Genomic DNA, 17,414 nt, shown 5'->3' on the forward strand with positions numbered 1-17,414 from the left:
CGGCGACATGAGCTTCGACTACGACGTGGTGGTCGTCGGATCCGGGTTCGGCGGCAGCGTGGCCGCCCTCCGGCTGACGGAGAAGGGCTACCGGGTCCTCGTCCTGGAGGCGGGGCGCCGGTTCGCGGACGACGAGTTCGCGCGCACGTCCTGGCACCTGCGCGACTTCCTGTGGGCGCCGACGCTGGGGTGCTTCGGGGTCCAGCGGATCGCGCGGCTGCGGAACGTGCTGGTCCTCGCGGGTGCGGGCGTGGGCGGCGGCTCGCTCGTGTACGCGAACACGCTGTACCGGCCGATGGACGCGTTCTACGAGGACCCCGCGTGGGGCCACCTGACCGACTGGAAGGCAGAGCTCGCGCCCTACTACGACCAGGCGTCGCGCATGCTCGGCGTCACCGACCTCCCGCACGAGTCCCCCGCGGACGGCGTGATGCGCCGGGTCGCGGACGAGATGGGCGTCGGTTCCTCCTTCCGGACGGCCCCGGTGGGCGTGTTCTTCAACCCCGGGCCCGACGGCGCACCCCGCCCGGGCGAGGCGGCCGCGGACCCGTTCTTCGGCGGGGTCGGGCCGGAGCGCCGGGGCTGCCTGGAGTGCGGCGAGTGCATGACGGGCTGCCGGCACGGCGCCAAGAACACGCTGGTGAAGAACTACCTGCACCTCGCGGAGCGGGCCGGCGCCGAGGTCCGGGCGCTGACCACCGTGACGGATCTCGTCCCGTTGCCGGGCGGCGGCTACGAGGTCCGGACGCGACGCACCGGTGGCGTGCGCCCCCCGCGCGAGGCGACCCCCGCGGACGGCGACCGGACCGCCCAGGGTGAGGGACGTCGTCGGGGGCGGGTCACCGCCGCGCAGGTGGTGCTGGCCGCGGGCGCCCTGGGGACGCAGAAGCTGCTGCACGCGCAACGCGACCGCGGGAACCTCCCGCACCTCTCGCCACGTCTGGGTGCGCTCACCCGGACGAACTCGGAGGCGCTGCTCGGGGCGATAGCCGGGGACGACGGCGTCGACTACTCGCGGGGCGTCGCGATCACGTCGTCGTTCTACCCGGACGCGCACACCCACGTGGAGCCCGTCCGGTACGGGCGCGGGTCGAACGCGATGGGGCTGCTGCAGACGGTCCTCACGGACGGGCGGTCGGCGACCGGGCGCGCGCGGTGGCGCACCTGGCTCGCGGAGCTGTGGCGGCAGCGGCGCGACCTGCGGAAGCTCTACGACCTGCGGGGCTGGTCGCAGCGGACGGTGATCGCGCTCGTCATGCAGTCCGACGACAACTCGATCACCACGTACACGCGGCGCGGTCTGCTCGGGCGCCGCATGACGTCGCGGCAGGGGCACGGCGCCCCCAACCCGAGCTGGATCCCGGCCGCGAACGAGGCCGTGCGGCGCATGGCGAAGGTCATGCGCGGGACACCCGGCGGCACGATCGGCGAGCCGTTCGACGTGCCCATGACCGCGCACTTCATGGGCGGGTGCGCGATCGGGGCGTCGGCCGCCGAGGGCGTCGTCGACCCGTACCTGCGGGTGTTCGGGCACGAGGGGCTGCACGTCGTGGACGGGTCGGCGATCTCGGCGAACCTCGGCGTCAACCCGTCGCTCACCATCACCGCGCAGGCGGAGCGGGCGTTCGCGCTCTGGCCCAACCGCGGCGACGACGACGCCCGGCCCGCCCTCGGCGAGCCGTACGTGCCGCTGGCGCCGGTCGGGCCTCGGTCGCCGGTCGTGCCGGCGTCGGCGCCCGGCGCGCTCCGCCTGCCGACGCTCCCGGTCGTCGAGGTCCGCCACGGCCCCGCCGCCCACGTCCACCCCCCGACCCCGAAGTAGTACGGCATCCGGGGTACCTCGCGAAGTAGTACGGCATCCGGGGTACCTCGCGAAGTAGTACGGCGAGGTCACACGCCGGAGGCCGCGCCGATGACCGCGCGAGGGTCGGCGGCGCCCGCGCGCACGCCCTCGTCGGTCACGTCGACGAGGTGCGCGTGCCCGAACCCGACGCCCGGCGCGGCCTCGACGACGTCGTGCCCGCGCTCACGCAGGCCCGCGGACCAGGGGCTGCCGTGCTCGACCTCGACCCGGACGGCGTTCTCCCACGTGTCGAAGCCGGTGTCCCCGCTGTCGAGGCGCCACCGCGGCGCGCCGATGGCCTCGCCCGCGCTCACGCCGCCGACGAGCAGCCGGGCGAGGATCTGGAGCAGCAGCTGCGGCTGCGAGTCGCCGCCCATCGACCCGACGACGGCGCGCAGCGACCCGTCCGGCCGCGTCACCAGCGCCGGGGTGAGGGTGTGCGGCGGGCGACGCCCGGGCCCGTACTCGGCCGGGTGTCCCGGGCGCAGGTTGAAGCCGACGCCGCGGTTCTGCAGGTTGATCCCTGTGCTCGGCTCGAACAGCAGGCTCCCGAAGCCCGCCGCGTTCGACTGGATGAGCGACACCGCCAGCCCGTCGCCGTCGACGGCGCACAGGTAGGTGGTGTCCCCGTCGCGCTGCGGCGGGTCGAACCGGGCCGACCGGCGGTCCGGGTCGATGCCGGCGCGGCGCTCGGCGGCCGACTCGAGGGGCGGCGTCGCGTCCTCGTGCAGGACGTCGAGCCGGTCGTGCCCGGCCGCGCGAGCCGCCTCGACGAGGACGTGCGCCCACAGGGGGTCGTCGACGTCGGCGGGCAGGTCGAGGCCGTCGGCGATCTCCGCCGCGAGCGGCAGCAGGTAGCCCTGCGACACCGGCGGGGTGCTCCACAGCGTGTGCCCCCACGCACGGGCCGCGACCGGCGTGACCCAGTTCGCCTGGTGCCGGGCGAGGTCCGCGGCGTCGTACTCGGCGCGCACCCCGTCGCGCGCGGCAGCCGCGCCCAGCGCCAGCAGGCCCGCGCCGAACTCGCCCCCGTAGAACGCGGCGCGGCCGTCCGCGGCGATCGCCTTGAGCGTCCGCGCCACGCCCGGCCGGCGCACGACGGCGCCCGCGTGCGTCGCGGCCAGCAGGTCGCCCGCGCCGTCGACGCCCTCGAGCCGGGCGGCCGGCCGCACCATGATCGGCGACGCCGGGAAGCCGTCCTCCGCGAGCCGGACCGCCGGCGCGACGAGGTCCGCGAGCTCGCGCGTCGCGTACCGGGCGTGCAGGGCGAGGACGCCGTCGACGCAGCCCGGGATCGGCACGGACCGGATGTCCCCGTGGAACGGCATCGTGGTCCGGCCCTCGGCGCGCAGCCGCTCCGGGTCGGCGCCCGACCCCGCACGGCCCGACGCGTCGAGCGCCGCCGGTGCGCCCGCGCCGTCGTGCACGAGGGCGAACAGGTCACCGCCGAGCCCGCACAGGTGCGGGGCGGTGACCGCGAGCACGGCGTGGGCGGCGATCGCGGCGTCGACGGCGTTGCCGCCGTCCGCGAGGACCTCGACGCCGGCGGCGGTGGCGAGGTGGTCGACCGTGCACACCATCCCGCGCGGGGCGTACCGGGTGGCGTCGGAGAAAGCGCTGGTCACGGGACGACAGTAGCCCCGCAGCCGCCCGCGGCGGCGACCGAGACGGGCCGCCGTCCACGGATAGCCTGGCCCGATGCACCTGCAGGAGATCTTCGGGCTCGACGGCCGCACCGCACTCGTGACGGGAGGAAGCTCGGGGATCGGGCGGGCGATCGCGAGCGCGCTCGCCGCGGCCGGGGCGCACGTGCTCGTCGCGGCCCGCACGCGCGCGACGATCGACGCGACCGTCGCCGCGATCCGGGCGGACGGCGGGTCGGCGGACGGCGTCGTCGCCGACCTCGCGACGCGGTCCGGTGCCCATGCCCTCGCCGACGCCGTCGGAGACGTGGACGTGCTGGTCAGCTCAGCCGGCATCAACCTCCGCCCACTCATGGCCGAACTGGACGACGCCACCTGGGACGCGACGATGGCCGTCAACCTCGACGCGCCGTTCGTCCTCGGGCAGCGGCTCGCACCCGGGATGGCGCGCCGGGGCTACGGGAGGCTGATCCACATCAGCTCGCAGCAGGCGCACCGGGCGTTCGCGTCGAGCGGGGCCTACGGCGCCTCGAAGGCGGGCCTCGAGGGGCTGACACGGTCGCAGGCCGAGGCGTGGTCCAGCCGCGGCGTGACGGCCAACGTGCTGGTCCCCGGGTTCGTGCCGACGCCGCTCAACGAGCGGCTCAGCTCCGACCCCGCGACCGTCGAGGCGCTCGCCGCCCGCACGCTCGTCGGCAGGAACGGGCGGCCCGAGGACTTCGCCGGCCCCGCCGTGTTCCTGGCGAGCCCCGCGTCCGCGTACGTCACGGGCCAGTCGATCGCCGTCGACGGCGGGTTCTCGGTGCACTGAGCGCGGGAGGCGCGGACGCGCCGCGCGCGGGGCGCACGAGACGAGGACTCAGCGTGCGAGGTCTGCCCGACGGTCGTAGTCGCCGCGGGCCGCGATCACGTCCTCGACGTGCTGCACCGACCACTCCGTGAGCGCCTTCAGCGGTTCGCGGAGCGTCTGGCCGAGCGCGGTCAGCTCGTACTCGACGTGGGGCGGGACCTCCGGGTAGACGGTCCGGCGGACCAGCCCGTCCCGTTCGAGACCGCGCAGGGTCTGGGTGAGCATCTTCTCGCTCACGCCCGCGAGGACGCGCCGGAGCACGCTGAACCTCGCGCTCCCGTTCCTGCCGAGCTCGCCCAGCACGAGTACCGCCCACTTGCTGCCGATGTGGTCGAGCAGGTCGCGCGACGGGCAGCCGCGCTCGTACGGATCGAACGACCGCGTGCGCTCGACCACGTTCTCCACCGTCATGGGGGTCTCACCTCGTCACTTTCGCCGGGGTTCGTACCGTACCAAAAGGTGGCTACTTCCCAACGGTGAGCATCGACGTCAGGCTGCTTCTGCTCGCCCACGGCGGGCACGTCAGTCGTACGCGAGAACGGAAGGACCACCATCATGTCGATCGTCGTCACCGGAGCCACCGGTCACCTCGGCAGGCTCACCGTCGAGGCGCTGCTCCGCCGCGGCGTCCCCGCCACGGACGTCGTCGCGACGGGCCGCGACACCACCACGATCACCGATCTGGCGGATCGCGGTGTCGTCGTGCGCCGAGCCGACTTCGGGGACGCCGACAGTCTCGCCGAGGCGTTCCGGGGTGCCGACAAGTTGTTGCTCGTGTCGGCCTCCGTTCCCGTGGAAGATCGGGTCGCCCACCACCGCAGGGCGATCGACGCCGCGGTGGCGGCAGGCGTCTCGCTCGTCGCCTACACGAGCACGACGCACGCCGACCGCGCGACCACCGTCATCGGCGCCACGCACGGCGAGACCGAACGCTACCTGCGGGACCGGGCGGTCCCTCGTGTGCTGCTCCGGAACGGGTGGTACCTGGAGAACTACGTCGAGCAGCTCCCGCAGATCCTCGCGCACGGCACGCTCGTCGGCGCCGCCGGCGACGGGAGGATCAGCCTGGGCTCCCGTGCGGACTACGCGGAGGCGGCCGCCGTCGTCCTCACGACCGAGGGCCACGCCGGAGCCGTCTACGAGCTCGGCGGGGACACGTCGTTCACGCTGGCGGAGGTCGCCCAGGCCATCTCCTCCGCGTCCGGGGAGCACGTCTCCTACGTCGACCTTCCCGTGAGCGAGCTGGCGGGCAGGCTCGCCGCCGCGGGCCTGCCGGTCCCGCTCGCCGAGGTCCTCGCGGACGCCGACCTGGGGATGAGCCGCGGCGAGATGGAGACCGACTCCGGCGACCTGTGCCGGTTGATCGGCCGGGCGCCCGTCTCGCTCGCCGACGCCCTCGCAGCAGCCGTGCGCGAGGTGCGGCGACCGGGTTCGGCGGTCGAGCGGGTCTGAGGCGGAGGGTGAGGGATTCGAACCCCCGGTCCCTTGCGGGACAACGGTTTTCAAGACCGTCACATTAGGCCGCTCTGTCAACCCTCCTCGCGCCGAGGCGCGCGCCGCCATTCTTCCATGCGCCGGGCACCGGTCCGCACCGCGCGGCAGCGGGTCGTGCGACCCCGGGGCGGCCCGCCACCGGCGCCCGGCCGGGAACGAGGACGGCCCCCGCCTCCCAGCGGGAGGCGAGGGCCGTCGTCGGACGCCGAACCTACTGCGCGGCGCCCTGCTGGGCGCGGAGCTGCTGCATGGCGAGCTGCACGAGCGCGACGAGCGTCTGCTTGGTCGCGGCACGCGAGCGGGCGTCCGTGTAGAGCATCGGGACGTGGCCGCCGATCTGCAGCGCCTCGCGGACGTCCTCGAGGCGGTGCTTGGCGACGCCGTCGAAGCAGTTCACGCCCACGACGAACGGGATGCCGCGCGACTCGAAGTAGTCGATCGCCGGGAAGCACTGGTCGAGGCGCTCGGTGTCGACGAGGACGACGGCGCCGATCGCGCCGCGCACCAGGTCGTCCCACATGAAGAGGAAGCGGTCCTGACCCGGCGTGCCGAACAGGTACAGCCACAGGTTGCCCGGGAGGGCGACGCGGCCGAAGTCCATGGCGACGGTCGTGGTGGTCTTGCGGTCGCTCACGCCACCGGCGTCGTCGACGCCCACCGAGTGCTCCGTCATCGCGGCCTCGGTGTTGAGGGGCTCGACGTCGGAGATCGACCCGATGAACGTCGTCTTGCCGACGGCGAAGCCACCGGCGACGACGATCTTCACGACGGTCGGCGCGGCGCGGCCGACCTCGGCCGCGGTGCCCTGCGACCCGTCGTGGGCGGTCTGCTGCACCGGTGCAGCGGGACCGCCGTCGGTCGGGACACCACGGAGCACGGGCGGCGCGGGCTGCGTCGCCACGGGCTGCGGGGCGGCCGGCGCTCCGGCCGGGCCCCCGACGCCGACCGAGGTGCGCACGGGCGCGCCCGGTGCGGACTCAGAGGGAGGAAATGCCATTGAGAACACTCTCCAGGACGCTCAGCGACAGGCCCGGGTTGTGACCGTGGCCGGTGTGCACGTTGACAGGGGTGGACGTGTGGACGGTGACGTAGCCCTCGTCGGACAGGTCCGCGACGAGGATGCGGACGACACCGAGGGGCAGGCGCAGGAGTGCGGAGAGCTCCGCGACCGAGACGTAGTTGTGAGCGGCGTGCTGGAGGATCGCACGCTTCTCGGGCGGCAGGCCGTACCCGTTCACCGCGCCCGGCATCACCTCGACGAGCGCTTCGAGCGGAAGGTCCGACGTCGCGGAGCGCACGCGGCCGCCCGTCACCGCGTACGGGCGCACCGTGGCGGCCTCGTACACCTCGCCGGGGGGCACGGGTACGGCTGGGATGCCGCCCGGGACCGTGTTCGTCACCGACCTCACCTCGTCCTGGTGGTCAGCCCTGCGACGCGCGCGTGGCGCCGTCGACGGGCAGGTTGCCCCGCATCTCGGAGATGAGCTGCGGTGTCAGCGTGGCCTCGGTCCGCGAGACGAGCATCGCCATCTCGTAGCCGATCAGGCCGACGTCACAGTTTGACTCAGCGACGACGGAGAGAACAGACCCGTTCGAGATGTTCATCAGGAACAGGAAGCCGTTGTCCATCTCGATGATGGCCTGGCGCACGTTGCCACCACCGAGCTGGCGGGCTGCGCCGCGCGTGAGGCTCGACATGCCGGAGACGATCGCCGCCAGCTGGTCGCCGCTCGTGCGGTCCAGCTTCTCCGACATCGCCATGAGGAGACCGTCGGCGGACACGACGAGCGTGTGACGGCTCCCGGGCACCGTGCGCACGAAGTTGTCGAGGAGCCACCCGAACGTGGTTGCCTCGGTGCTGAGTGCGTTCACTCTTCCTCCAGGTCAGGTGCTGCGTTCTGCAGCACGTCTTCGTTCGCCCGTCTCGCGACTCCACGGCCGGGCCGGGGCTGTGCTAGGCGCGGGACCCGTCCCCTGCGGTTCCCGGTCCGTCGGTGCGGCCGTACGGTCCACCGAACGCGGCCTCGAACTCGGCGTCGAGATCCACGGAAGGCTGGCCGACCGCATCCTCGCGCGCCCGGCGGGTCGCGCTCTGGAACGCCCGGAGCCGTTCGCGCAGCACCTCGGCGTCGCGGTCGATCCGGTCGTTCGCGCTCTGCTGACCCGTCGACTCCTGCTGGCGGCGCGCGCGCCGCGTGAGGGTCGGTCCGGTCGTCAGCTCGACGACCGGCTGGTAGGTCGCGCCCGTGGGCGCCGGGTCGAACGAGTTCGTGCGCAGCAGCGTCGTCATCTCCTCGTACAGGACCGAGGAGGCGAGCCACTCGGACTTCGCGGTCACCGGGTCGACGACGTACTCCGGGTCCAGGGGGTCGAGCGAGCGCGGGCGCAGCGTGCGGCCCGTGAGCTCGGGGCCGGCGAGCGTCGGCGGCGCCGCGGCGGGCGGTGCCGGCACGGGCTCGTACGCGGGCGCCGGCTCGTACGCCGGGGTGGGCTCGTACGCGGCCGCGGGAGCGGCGGGAGCGGGCTCGGCGGGAGCCGGCTCGGCGGGCGCGTACGGGGCCGACGGCTCGGACGACGACGCCACGGCCGGACCCTGGTATGCCTCGAAGGCCGCAGGCTCGGGCTCCGCGCCGGGCAGCGCGGACGTCCGGGTCACGCCCGTCAGCCCGAGCGCCTCGGCGGAGTGGATGGACGACGCCGGCACGACGGGGGTCGGCTGCGTGAGCGTGCGGAGCGCGTCCGTGTACGCCTGCTGGGAGTAGCCGCGGCGGAACCAGCCCCGGTTGCGCTTGGCGGCCTCGCGCACGTCGCGCCGCGTCGGCAGGTTCGTGAGCAGGTCGTCGAACGCGGGCAGCGCCTGCTCGAACATCGTCGCGTCGTCACCCTGCGGCTCGACGTCGGCGACCGGGGTCGCGTCGGCCGGTGCGGCCGCGGCGAAGGCGTCGGGCGCATAGGCGGGTGCCGCGTCGTCGAGCGCGGGCTCGGCGGCCGCGAGGGCCTCCGCCTGCTGACGGCCGAAGTAGCCCCCGAGGTCCGAGTAGGGCGACGACGGCGTGCCCTCGGCTGCCGGCTCCCACAGCGCCGAGGCGGCCTCCGCCTCGGACAGCGCGGCGGGTGCCTGCTCGCCGCGGGACGGCAGGGCGGGCTCGCCCTGGACGAACTGCGGCTCCCAGGACGTCGAGGTGTCCTCGAGCTGCTGGAACGCGCTCGTGTCGACCTCGGGGACCGAGGGCGCGTACGAGTACGGCGCGGGCGGTGCCGGCGGGACGTCGGTGACGAGAGCCGGGGGCGTCCACGACGACGCGGGCGCAGGCTCGACGGCCGGGGGCTCCGCGACGGTCGGCTCCTCGGGGGCGACCAGCGACTCGTACGACGGCGCGTCGTCCGCCGGGGCGACCGGGGCCACGCCCGGGACGGCCGCGGTGGCGGACGTCGGCTCGCCCGTCTCGACCTGCTGGTTCAGCTGCGTCATCGACCGGAAGCCCGAGAACATCGAGGTCCGGACGACGTCGTCGGGCACGGCCACGAGGTCGACCGACGTCTCGTCGGGGAGCTGGTGCGGCTCGGCGGCGGACGGCTCGAGCGAGAGGGACGGCTCGGGAGCGAGCAGCGGCGTGGGCTCCGGGAGCGCGGGCGTCTCGCGGCGGCGGCTCGGCAGCGACCCGCCGGACGAGGACGACGCCTGCGTCGGGGGCGTCCAGCCGGACGACTCGGCGCCGAGGTCCGCGGAGAGCTCCGGCGTGTTGAGCGGCGGGAGGACGAGGTTCGCGGCGCTCGACGTGGGCGCGGACGGGGCCGCGCCACGGACCGGGAGCCCGCTGCCGACGGTGTCGGGCGCACCCTCGGGGGTCCCCGTGCGGCGCTTGGGCATGCCCGTCGCCGTCGTGCCGTCGGTGAGCGCCGCCAGGTCGACCGGGACCGCCACCTCGGGCTCGGGCTGCGGGAGCGGCAGCGGACCCGACGGGTGGCTCGACGACGCGGGCGTGCGCGCCGGAAGGCTGTCCGGGGCGGAGCCGCGCCCGAGCTGCCCGACGGCCGCCTGCGTCTCCGCGGCGAGCGGGTCGGTCGGCTCCGGCAGGGGCACGTTCGAGTCGGCGACGAAGAGGACCGTGGGGAACGACACGACGGCCGTGGTGCCCTGGCCGTTGTCGCCCGACGACGTGAACTCGACGGTGGCGCCGAGGCGCTGCGCGAGCCGGCCGACCACGTAGAGGCCGAGCCGCTGCGCACCGAGCACCTCGGAGGCGCCCGACGACGTGACGCGCGACCGCGCCTCCGCGAGCTCCTCCGGGCCCATGCCCAGGCCGTAGTCGCGGATGATGATCTGCACGCCCGACGACGTGCGGTTCGTCGAGACCTCGACGGGGGTGTGCGGCTCCGAGAAGCGCGTCGCGTTCTCGAGCAGCTCGGCGAGCAGGTGCGCCGCGGAGAGCGCGTTGTGACCGAGCATCAGCGGGTCGACCGGGAGGATGAGGCGCACGCGGTCGTACATCTCGATCTCGGACGACGCCGTACGGATGACGTCCGAGGTCGGCATGGGCTGGCGGACGCGACGACCCGAGTCGATGCCCGCGAGGACGAGGAGCGACTCCGCGTTACGACGCATCCGGGTCGCGAGGTGGTCGAGCCGGAACAGGTTCGACAGCGAGCTCGGGTCCTCTTCGGTGCGCTCCAGGTCGTCGAGGAACGACAGCTGCCGGTTGAGGAGCACCTGGTCGCGGCGGGCGACGTTGACGAACATCTCGGCGATGGAGCCGCGGAGGGCCGCCTGCTCCTTCGCGACGGTGATGGTCGTGGCGTTCACGTCGTTGAACGCGCGGGCGAGCTGCCCGACCTCGTCGTTCGACTCGACCGGGATCTCCTCGAGCGCGAGGTCCGGGCCGCGGCCGGGCTCGGCCACCTGCTCGACGAGCGTCGGGAGCTCCTCCCGGACCGTCGAGGCCGCATCGGTGAGGCGACGCAGCGGGCGGACGATCGTGCGGGCGATCGCGAGGGCGATGATCACCGAGAGCGCGAACGCGAGGACGCCGATGCCGAGCGTGATGGCCGCGCGCGTGGTCGCGGACGACTGCAGGTCGGCCGCCTTGGCGTCGACGGCGGTGGCGACGTCGTCGCGCATGGACGCCGTCGCGGCCGTCTGGTTCTGGGACAGCTCGACCCACTGGTTGGCGTTCGCCGCCGAGGCTGCGGAGACCTCGGACGACCGGATCGCGTTGCGGAGGATCTGGTACGGCCCGGACACCGACGGCACGTCGGCGTGGATGCCGAGCGCAGAGAGCGTGTTGGAGAGCTGGCTGGCGCGCGTCGTGTCGTCGGAGATGAGACCCGAGATCTGCACGGCGTTGGCGACGACGCCGGCCCCGACGAGCTGGTCCAGCGTCGCGTTCTTGTCGAACTTGTCGCTGAGGACGAGGTAGCCGCCGGCCGTCTCGGTGTGCATCTGGTTCGTGAGCGTCGCCGCCGAGTTGTACGCGTCGACGATCTGCGCGAGCGTGCGGTCCGCGGCGGTCTCGGAGAGCAGGGTCCCGATGTTCGTCGCGAGGCCGAGGACGTTCTCGTACGAGTTGTCGACGTACGTCGACGTCAGCTTGGACGAGCCGGTCTGCTCCGCGACGTCGAACTGGCGGCGGACGGTCTCGAGCCGGTCCTTGGCCGCGAGCGACGTCGTGATCGTCGAGGTGAGCTGGTTGTTGTACTGCCCCAGCGACAGGTCGCGCAGCTGCCGGTCGCGATTGGCGAGCGTCGTGTCGGTGAGGTTGCGAGCCTTCTTCAGCTCGGCCATGCCGGCAGCGACCTGGTCGGGGTCGACCAACGACGCGACGACCTCGCCCTTCGCGTTGGTCGGGCTCTGTGCGGCCGTCACCTGGCTGGTCGCGAACCGCTCCGCCTGGACGGCGTCGAGGAACGCGTCCTGGCTCGCGAAGACGGACGTCAGCTGGTGCGCCGCACGCGCCTCGCGCGCGTCGGCGATCGCCTGGGACGAGATGTACGCGGCGGCCACGAAGAGGACGAGGACCGGCACAGCGAGGGCGGCGAGGATCTTCCCTCGAACGCTCAACCTGCGGAGCATACGCACCTTCCTGTCGACGCTGTGACCAGCGCCTTCTCCTGCCGGGACGGCTCGCGCACGTCACGGGACCGCGCGCGTAGGGCAACGCCACGAACGAACTTCCCGCTAACTATCCGGGATCGAGCCACGATCACCTAATCCGGACCACGGCCCGGGCCAGCCCCCACCGGCGTCGGGGCCCGCGGTGCGAGCGGGCGTCCGAGCGCCTCCCACCTTCGGCGATGACCACCCCCGAGCGCAACCCCCTCCGCCTAGGCTCGTGGACATGCGCGCCGTCGAGATCACCCGCCCGGGCGGGCCCGAGCAGCTGCACGTCCGCGAGGTCGAGGACCCGCGCCCGGGACCGGGCGAGGTGCTCGTCGAGGTCGCGGCCGCGGGGGTCAACCGAGCCGACCTGCTGCAACGCGAGGGCCACTACCCGCCGCCCCCCGGCGCGCCACCGTGGCCCGGGCTCGAGGCCTCGGGGACCGTCGTCGCTCTCGGGGACGACCTGGACACCTGGGCCGTCGGGGACCGCGTCGCGGCCCTCGTGTCCGGCGGCGGGTACGCCGAGCTCCTCGCCGTGCCGACCGGCCAGCTCCTCCGGGTGCCCGACCACCTCGACCTCGTCGACGCCGCAGGGCTTCCCGAGGCCGTCTGCACCGCCTGGAGCAACCTCACCGGACCCGGACGCCTCGGGGTGGGTCCGGCGTCGGGCGCGCGGGTGCTCGTGCACGGTGGCTCGGGCGGGATCGGCACGGTCGCGCTGCAGCTCCTCGCCGCGCAGGGCGCCTGGGTCGCGACGACGGCCGGCGGCACCGAGCGGACCGCCCGGTGCCGCGAGCTCGGCGCCGACCTCGCGGTCGACCACCGGACCGAGGACTTCGTCACGGCGGTCCGCGAGGCGACGGGCGGACGCGGGGTCGACGTCGTGCTCGACGTCGTGGGCGGGGCCTACCTGGGACGCAATCTCGAGGTCCTCGCCGACGAGGGCCGCCTCGTCGTGATCGGCACGCAGCGCGGCCGGAACGCCGAGCTCGACCTGGGCGCCGTGATGGCGCGCCGCCTCACGGTCACGGGGACGACGCTGCGCTCGCGCAGCCTCGAGGCCAAGGCGGCGATCGTCGCGGACGTCGCGGCGCACGCGTGGCCCTGGCTCGACGACGGCCGCCTGCGTCCCGTCGTCGGCGCCCGGGTCCCGCTCGACGAGGCACCGCGCGCCCACGAGCTCGTCGAGTCGGGGACGGTCTTCGGCAAGGTGCTGCTGCTCCCCTGACGGGGCAGACTGGACGGCATGCCCGACGACGCACAGCAGCAGGTCCCCCCGCCGCCCGACGACGCGGAGCAGGACACCGACCAGGAGCGTGACGACGAGGACCAGGCCGAGCGCGAGGCCCGGCGAGCGGCTGAGGAAGCGGTCCGTGAGGCCGCTGCGGCGCAGCAGGCGTCGCAGCTGATCCTCCCGCCCGGTGTCACGGTGTCGGGCGAGGACGCGGGCGAGGAGGGCGAACGCGCCTCGATCGAGGAACCCGCGAAGGTCATGCGGATCGGCACCATGATCAAGCGCCTGCTCGACGAGGTCCGCGAGTCCCCGCTCGACGAGGCCGCGCGCGCCCGCCTCGCGTCGATCCACGAACGGTCGCTCCACGAGCTCGAGGACGGCCTCTCCCCCGACCTCATCGACGAGCTGCACCGGATCACGCTGCCGTTCACGGACGACCAGACGCCGTCGGACGCGGAGCTCCGGATCGCCCAGGCCCAGCTCGTCGGCTGGCTGGAGGGGCTGTTCCACGGCATCCAGACGGCGCTCGTGGCGCAGCAGCTCGCCGCGCAGCAGCAGCTCACGCAGATGCGGCGCACCCTGCCGCCCGGACTGTTCGGCCCGTCGGGCCCGGGGCAGCCGGGTCAGGTTCCCGGCGCCCCGGGAGGGTCGCAGGGCGACGACCAGCGCCCCACGCCCGGCCAGTACCTCTGACCCCCGCGAGATACCGAGATCCGGCCGAGATACCGAGGATGCATCGGTATCTCGGCCGGATCTCGGTATCTCGGCGGGTGCTCAGACGAGCGGCGGCGTCTCCGCCGGCGGGGTCCGACGGCGCAGCTGCCCGGTCATGAGCAGCGCGCCCGTGACGCACGCGAGTCCCGCGAGCTCGCCCGCCGACGGCACCTGCTGGAGCCCGAGCGCACCGACGACGGCCGCGGTCGCGGGCAGCAGCGCCATCAGGACGGAGAACGTCGCGGCGCCGACGCGGCGCAGCACGACCTGCTCGAGCGCGTAGGGCACGACCGACGACAGCAGCGCCACGACGACGGCTCGCCACGCGAGGCTCACCTCGGTGAACGCGACCGCTGCCGGGGCGGCGAGGGGCGGCGCGAGCGCGACCGCCCCCACGCTCATCGCGACCGCGAGCGTCGTGATGCCCGAGCCCGCGGCCGCGACGTTGCGCCCCAGCAGGATGTACGCGGCCCAGGCGGCCGCGGCGACCGCGATCGCCACGAGCCCCACGACGACGTCGTGCCGGTCATGCCCCGGCCCGGGGTCCAGCGCGACCCCCGCGAGCAGGACGACCCCCGCGGCCGCGACGACGATCGCGCCGCGCTCGCGCCAGCCGCGCCCCGTGAACGCCGCGACGGCGACGGGCCCGGTGAACTCGATCGCGACCGCCGTCCCGAGCGGCAGGTGGTCGATCGCCACGTAGAACGAGACGTTCATGACGGCCAGCGCGAGCCCGAACGCCACCGCCGCGCGCCACCGGCCCGCCGTCCACCGCTCGCGCCACGGCCGCCGCCACGCGACGAGGACGACGGCGGCGATCGCGGTCCGGAGCCAGGCGACCTCGGGCGCCCCCACGGCGGCGAACAGGCCGACCGCGACCGCAGCGCCGACGTACATCGCCGTCCCCGAGCCGACCAGCACGACCGGCGCGGGCACGCGGTCGAGGGTCCGGCGGCTCACCGCCCGAGCCTACGTGCGCCGACGTCGGGGCAGCAGTGGCGGCCGAGCGTGGTCCGGGGTCGTGGGGCGGTCTTTTCCACCATGGACCGAAACCCCTATGCTCTGGCCGCCCGGCAACGTCGCCGGATACCTTCGAACCACAGGTGGTCATCGATGTCCCTGCCCGAGTCCGTCCGCTCCGTCCTGACGAACTACGCCAACTTCACCGGGCGCGCGCGTCGCTCCGAGTACTGGTGGTTCACGCTGGCGGCCTTCGTCGTCTACGTCGTGCTCGGTTCCCTGGGCCGGGCCAGCTCGATCTTCACGGTCCTGTACCTGCTCGTGGCGCTGGCTCTGCTCGTGCCCAGCCTCGCCGTCGGGGTCCGCCGCCTCCACGACACGGACAAGTCCGGATGGTTCATCCTGCTCGCGCTCGTCCCGCTCGTCGGCGGGATCGTCCTGCTCGTCTTCTACGCCACGGCGGGCACCGACGGCCCCAACCGGTTCGGGCCGTCACCCAAGGCGGCGCCGGTCGGCGCGGCGCCCGCGTACCAGGCCTGACCCACGAGAACGGGCCGCCTCCCACGCAAGGAGGCGGCCCGTCGTCGTCGGGTGCAGGTCAGCCCTTGACGGAGCCGGCCAGGAGCCCGCGGACGAAGTACCGCTGGAGCGCGAGGAACACGACGACCGGGATGACCATCGAGATGAACGCGCCCGCCGACAGCAGGTACCACGCGGTCCCGCGCGAGCCGGTGAGGTCGAACAGGAACTTGGTCATCGGCGCCGTCGCCGTCCCTGGACCCGCGAACGTCAGGGCGACGAGCAGGTCGTTCCACACCCAGAGGAACTGGTAGATGCCGAAGGCCGCGAGCGCGGGCTTGAGCATCGGCAGCATCATCCGGAAGAAGATCGTGACGTGCCCGGCACCGTCGACGCGCGCGGCCTCGATGAGCTCGTTCGGGATCTCCCGCATGAAGTTGTGCAGCAGGAAGATCGCGAGGGGCAGCCCGAACATGGTGTGCGACAGCCAGATCGCCCAGAACGTGCCGTTGAGGTTCAGCTTCACGTAGAGCGTCAGCAGCGGCAGGAGCGTGACCTGGATGGGCACGACCTGGAGCGCGAACACCGCGACGAACAGCACGTTGCGGCCCTTGAACTTCGTCCACGCGAACGCGTACGCCGCGAGGCACGCGAGCAGGATCGGCAGCAGCACCGCGGGGATCGTGATGACGATCGAGTTGATGAGGTACGGCGTCAGGGACGTCGTCTGGCTGGTGTCGAGGACCTGCTTGTAGTTGTCGAGCGTGAAGTCCGGGTTGGTGAAGACGGTCCACCAGCCGGTCTTGTTGATGTCGACCGCCGGCCGGAACGACGTGATGAGCAGGCCGGCCGTCGGGATCGTCCAGACGACCGCGAGGATCACGGCGACGAGCGACGCCCACGGCGAGCTCAGCCCGCGCTTGGCGATCTCGCCGCGCGTCCGGCGCGGGGGCGGGCTGCCGGCGGTGGCGCCGGCGATGTCGACGTCGGGAGCGGTGAGCTCGGCCATCAGCGGGCCTCCGATGCGCGGAGCTGGCGGACGTTGTAGACGATGATCGGCACGACCAGGATGAACAGCACGACAGCGAGCGCGGCGCCGAGACCTTGGTTGGCCGCGCTGAACGTCTGCGAGTAGAACTCGTTGGCGATCACGTTGGTGTCGAAGTTCCCTCCGGTCATCGTTCTCACGATGTCGAAGACCTTGAGGCAGGCGATGGCGATCGTCGTCAGCACGACGACGACCGCGGGCCGGATGCTCGGGAACGTGACGAACCGGAACATCTGGAAGGCTCCGACGCCGTCCAGCCGGGCGGCCTCGACGATGTCCGCGGGGATCGCCTTGATCGAGGCGGACAGGATCGTCATCGCGAAGCCCGCCTGGATCCAGATCATCACGACGATGAGCCAGAAGGTGTTCTGCGGTGAGTTGAGCAGGAAGTTCACGGGATCCAGGTGCAGCCAGACGAGGATCTGGTTGAGGAACCCGATCTGCTGGGTGGGGTGCTTCGCCGTCCCGCCCGCCGGGTCCTTGTAGTCGTACATGAACTTCCAGATGATCGACGCCCCCACGAGGGAGATCGCCATCGGGAGGAAGATCAGGGCCTTGGCGACGGCCTCGCCCTTGGCGCGGTCGACGAGGATCGCGTAGATCATGCCGATCGCCGTCGCGACGAACGGGGTGACGAGGGTCCACAGGACCGTGTTGCGCAGCACGACCAGCTCGTCGGAGTTGGTGAAGATCTGCGTGTAGTTGTCGATCCCGACGAACTTCCCGCCAGTCGCGTCGAGGAACGAGTTCCAGACCGTCTTGAGCGCCGGGTACACGAGCCCGACGGCGAGGAGCGCGAGGGCCGGCCCGACGAACCACCCGCCGCCGCGGCGGCCGCCGCGGTTCTCGTAGAACGAGGCGAGCCCCAGGATCACAGCGATCACAGCGCCGAAGATGAGGATCGCCCACACCATGTCCAAGAGCTTGGGGGCCAGCTCCATCGTTGTGCCTCCAGGAAGTGGTTCAGAGCCTGTGGGGACGCGACGGGGCGCGTGACCAGCCGATCACGCGC

15 protein-coding genes and 1 tRNA gene are annotated in these 17,414 nt (G+C 73.4%); 6 read left to right on the plus strand and 10 right to left on the minus strand.

Annotation, left to right across the window (positions count from 1 at the left end):
* The first annotated feature begins 7 nt into the window (after positions 1-7).
* On the plus strand, positions 8-1,822 hold the full coding sequence (locus ACFT5B_RS07105) for a GMC oxidoreductase (protein ID WP_386797290.1): 1,815 nt from the start codon (positions 8-10) through the stop codon (positions 1,820-1,822).
* A 68-nt stretch (positions 1,823-1,890) separates the two neighbouring features.
* On the opposite strand, the gene ACFT5B_RS07110 is transcribed toward ACFT5B_RS07105, so the two are convergent.
* Positions 1,891-3,468, minus strand: a complete 1,578-nt coding sequence (locus ACFT5B_RS07110) for a gamma-glutamyltransferase family protein (protein WP_386797291.1) — start codon at positions 3,466-3,468, stop codon at positions 1,891-1,893.
* Positions 3,469-3,541: 73 nt separating this feature from the next.
* Between ACFT5B_RS07110 and ACFT5B_RS07115 the strand changes: the two genes are divergently transcribed.
* Positions 3,542-4,297, plus strand: a complete 756-nt coding sequence (locus tag ACFT5B_RS07115; RefSeq protein ID WP_386797292.1) for an SDR family NAD(P)-dependent oxidoreductase — start codon at positions 3,542-3,544, stop codon at positions 4,295-4,297.
* 48 nt (positions 4,298-4,345) lie between these two features.
* On the opposite strand, the gene ACFT5B_RS07120 is transcribed toward ACFT5B_RS07115, so the two are convergent.
* Positions 4,346-4,747: a winged helix-turn-helix transcriptional regulator gene (locus tag ACFT5B_RS07120; RefSeq protein ID WP_386797293.1), complete on the minus strand. Its 402-nt coding sequence runs from the start codon at positions 4,745-4,747 to the stop codon at positions 4,346-4,348.
* Positions 4,748-4,891: 144 nt separating this feature from the next.
* On the opposite strand from ACFT5B_RS07120, the gene ACFT5B_RS07125 reads away from it, so the two are divergent.
* A complete protein-coding gene (locus tag ACFT5B_RS07125) occupies positions 4,892-5,788 on the plus strand; it encodes an SDR family oxidoreductase (RefSeq protein ID WP_386797294.1) in 897 nt (298 codons plus the stop codon).
* 2 nt (positions 5,789-5,790) lie between these two features.
* Here the strand turns inward: ACFT5B_RS07125 and ACFT5B_RS07130 are convergent.
* The 5 genes from ACFT5B_RS07130 to ACFT5B_RS07150 form a co-directional block, all read right to left on the minus strand.
* A tRNA-Ser gene (locus ACFT5B_RS07130) sits at positions 5,791-5,875 on the minus strand.
* Positions 5,876-6,041: 166 nt separating this feature from the next.
* Positions 6,042-6,590: an ATP/GTP-binding protein gene (locus ACFT5B_RS07135; RefSeq protein WP_386797329.1), complete on the minus strand. Its 549-nt coding sequence runs from the start codon at positions 6,588-6,590 to the stop codon at positions 6,042-6,044.
* 217 nt (positions 6,591-6,807) lie between these two features.
* Positions 6,808-7,230 (minus strand): DUF742 domain-containing protein, encoded by a 423-nt coding sequence (locus ACFT5B_RS07140; protein ID WP_227994460.1) that lies wholly within the window; start codon positions 7,228-7,230, stop codon positions 6,808-6,810.
* Between the two features lie 22 nt (positions 7,231-7,252).
* On the minus strand, positions 7,253-7,702 hold the full coding sequence (locus ACFT5B_RS07145; protein ID WP_036954345.1) for a roadblock/LC7 domain-containing protein: 450 nt from the start codon (positions 7,700-7,702) through the stop codon (positions 7,253-7,255).
* Positions 7,703-7,784: 82 nt separating this feature from the next.
* Positions 7,785-11,888, minus strand: coding sequence for an ATP-binding protein (locus tag ACFT5B_RS07150; RefSeq protein WP_386797295.1), 4,104 nt, complete (start codon positions 11,886-11,888; stop codon positions 7,785-7,787).
* 277 nt (positions 11,889-12,165) lie between these two features.
* Here ACFT5B_RS07150 and ACFT5B_RS07155 point away from each other — a divergent pair, with 277 nt between their 5' ends.
* Positions 12,166-13,155, plus strand: coding sequence for an NAD(P)H-quinone oxidoreductase (locus ACFT5B_RS07155; RefSeq protein WP_386797296.1), 990 nt, complete (start codon positions 12,166-12,168; stop codon positions 13,153-13,155).
* An 18-nt stretch (positions 13,156-13,173) separates the two neighbouring features.
* The gene (locus ACFT5B_RS07160; RefSeq protein WP_386797297.1) at positions 13,174-13,854 is read left to right on the plus strand and encodes a bacterial proteasome activator family protein; all 681 of its coding nucleotides are present in this window, start codon (positions 13,174-13,176) and stop codon (positions 13,852-13,854) included.
* Between the two features lie 81 nt (positions 13,855-13,935).
* Here the strand turns inward: ACFT5B_RS07160 and ACFT5B_RS07165 are convergent, their stop codons facing one another.
* Positions 13,936-14,835, minus strand: a complete 900-nt coding sequence (locus ACFT5B_RS07165) for a DMT family transporter (RefSeq protein WP_386797298.1) — start codon at positions 14,833-14,835, stop codon at positions 13,936-13,938.
* Positions 14,836-14,988: 153 nt separating this feature from the next.
* Here ACFT5B_RS07165 and ACFT5B_RS07170 point away from each other — a divergent pair, with 153 nt between their 5' ends.
* A complete protein-coding gene (locus tag ACFT5B_RS07170) occupies positions 14,989-15,375 on the plus strand; it encodes a DUF805 domain-containing protein (RefSeq protein ID WP_386797299.1) in 387 nt (128 codons plus the stop codon).
* 58 nt (positions 15,376-15,433) lie between these two features.
* Here ACFT5B_RS07170 and ACFT5B_RS07175 read toward each other — a convergent pair whose 3' ends face one another.
* Both ACFT5B_RS07175 and ACFT5B_RS07180 read right to left on the minus strand, forming a co-directional pair.
* Positions 15,434-16,363 carry a carbohydrate ABC transporter permease gene (locus tag ACFT5B_RS07175; protein WP_386797300.1) on the minus strand — a complete coding sequence of 310 codons (930 nt, stop codon included), beginning with the start codon at positions 16,361-16,363 and terminating at the stop codon, positions 15,434-15,436.
* Complete coding sequence (locus ACFT5B_RS07180) at positions 16,363-17,343, minus strand: carbohydrate ABC transporter permease (protein WP_386797301.1); 981 nt, start codon at positions 17,341-17,343, stop codon at positions 16,363-16,365. Before ACFT5B_RS07180 ends, ACFT5B_RS07175 begins: the two co-directional genes overlap by 1 nt.
* Positions 17,344-17,414: the final 71 nt, after the last annotated feature.

Origin of the sequence: Luteimicrobium sp. NPDC057192, from assembly GCF_042670205.1 — a bacterium.
Classification (GTDB): domain Bacteria; phylum Actinomycetota; class Actinomycetes; order Actinomycetales; family Cellulomonadaceae; genus Luteimicrobium.

Bases quoted from the DNA above. Each gene is read 5' to 3' on its own strand.
- ACFT5B_RS07105 (WP_386797290.1), top strand. From the start codon at position 8: ATGAGCTTCGACTACGACGTGGTGGTCGTCGGATCCGGGTTCGGCGGC.
- ACFT5B_RS07115 (WP_386797292.1), top strand. From the start codon at position 3,542: ATGCACCTGCAGGAGATCTTCGGGCTCGACGGCCGCACCGCACTCGTG.
- ACFT5B_RS07120 (WP_386797293.1), bottom strand. From the start codon at position 4,747: ATGACGGTGGAGAACGTGGTCGAGCGCACGCGGTCGTTCGATCCGTAC.
- ACFT5B_RS07125 (WP_386797294.1), top strand. From the start codon at position 4,892: ATGTCGATCGTCGTCACCGGAGCCACCGGTCACCTCGGCAGGCTCACC.
- ACFT5B_RS07155 (WP_386797296.1), top strand. From the start codon at position 12,166: ATGCGCGCCGTCGAGATCACCCGCCCGGGCGGGCCCGAGCAGCTGCAC.
- ACFT5B_RS07160 (WP_386797297.1), top strand. From the start codon at position 13,174: ATGCCCGACGACGCACAGCAGCAGGTCCCCCCGCCGCCCGACGACGCG.
- ACFT5B_RS07170 (WP_386797299.1), top strand. From the start codon at position 14,989: ATGTCCCTGCCCGAGTCCGTCCGCTCCGTCCTGACGAACTACGCCAAC.
- ACFT5B_RS07175 (WP_386797300.1), bottom strand. From the start codon at position 16,363: ATGGCCGAGCTCACCGCTCCCGACGTCGACATCGCCGGCGCCACCGCC.
- ACFT5B_RS07180 (WP_386797301.1), bottom strand. From the start codon at position 17,343: ATGGAGCTGGCCCCCAAGCTCTTGGACATGGTGTGGGCGATCCTCATC.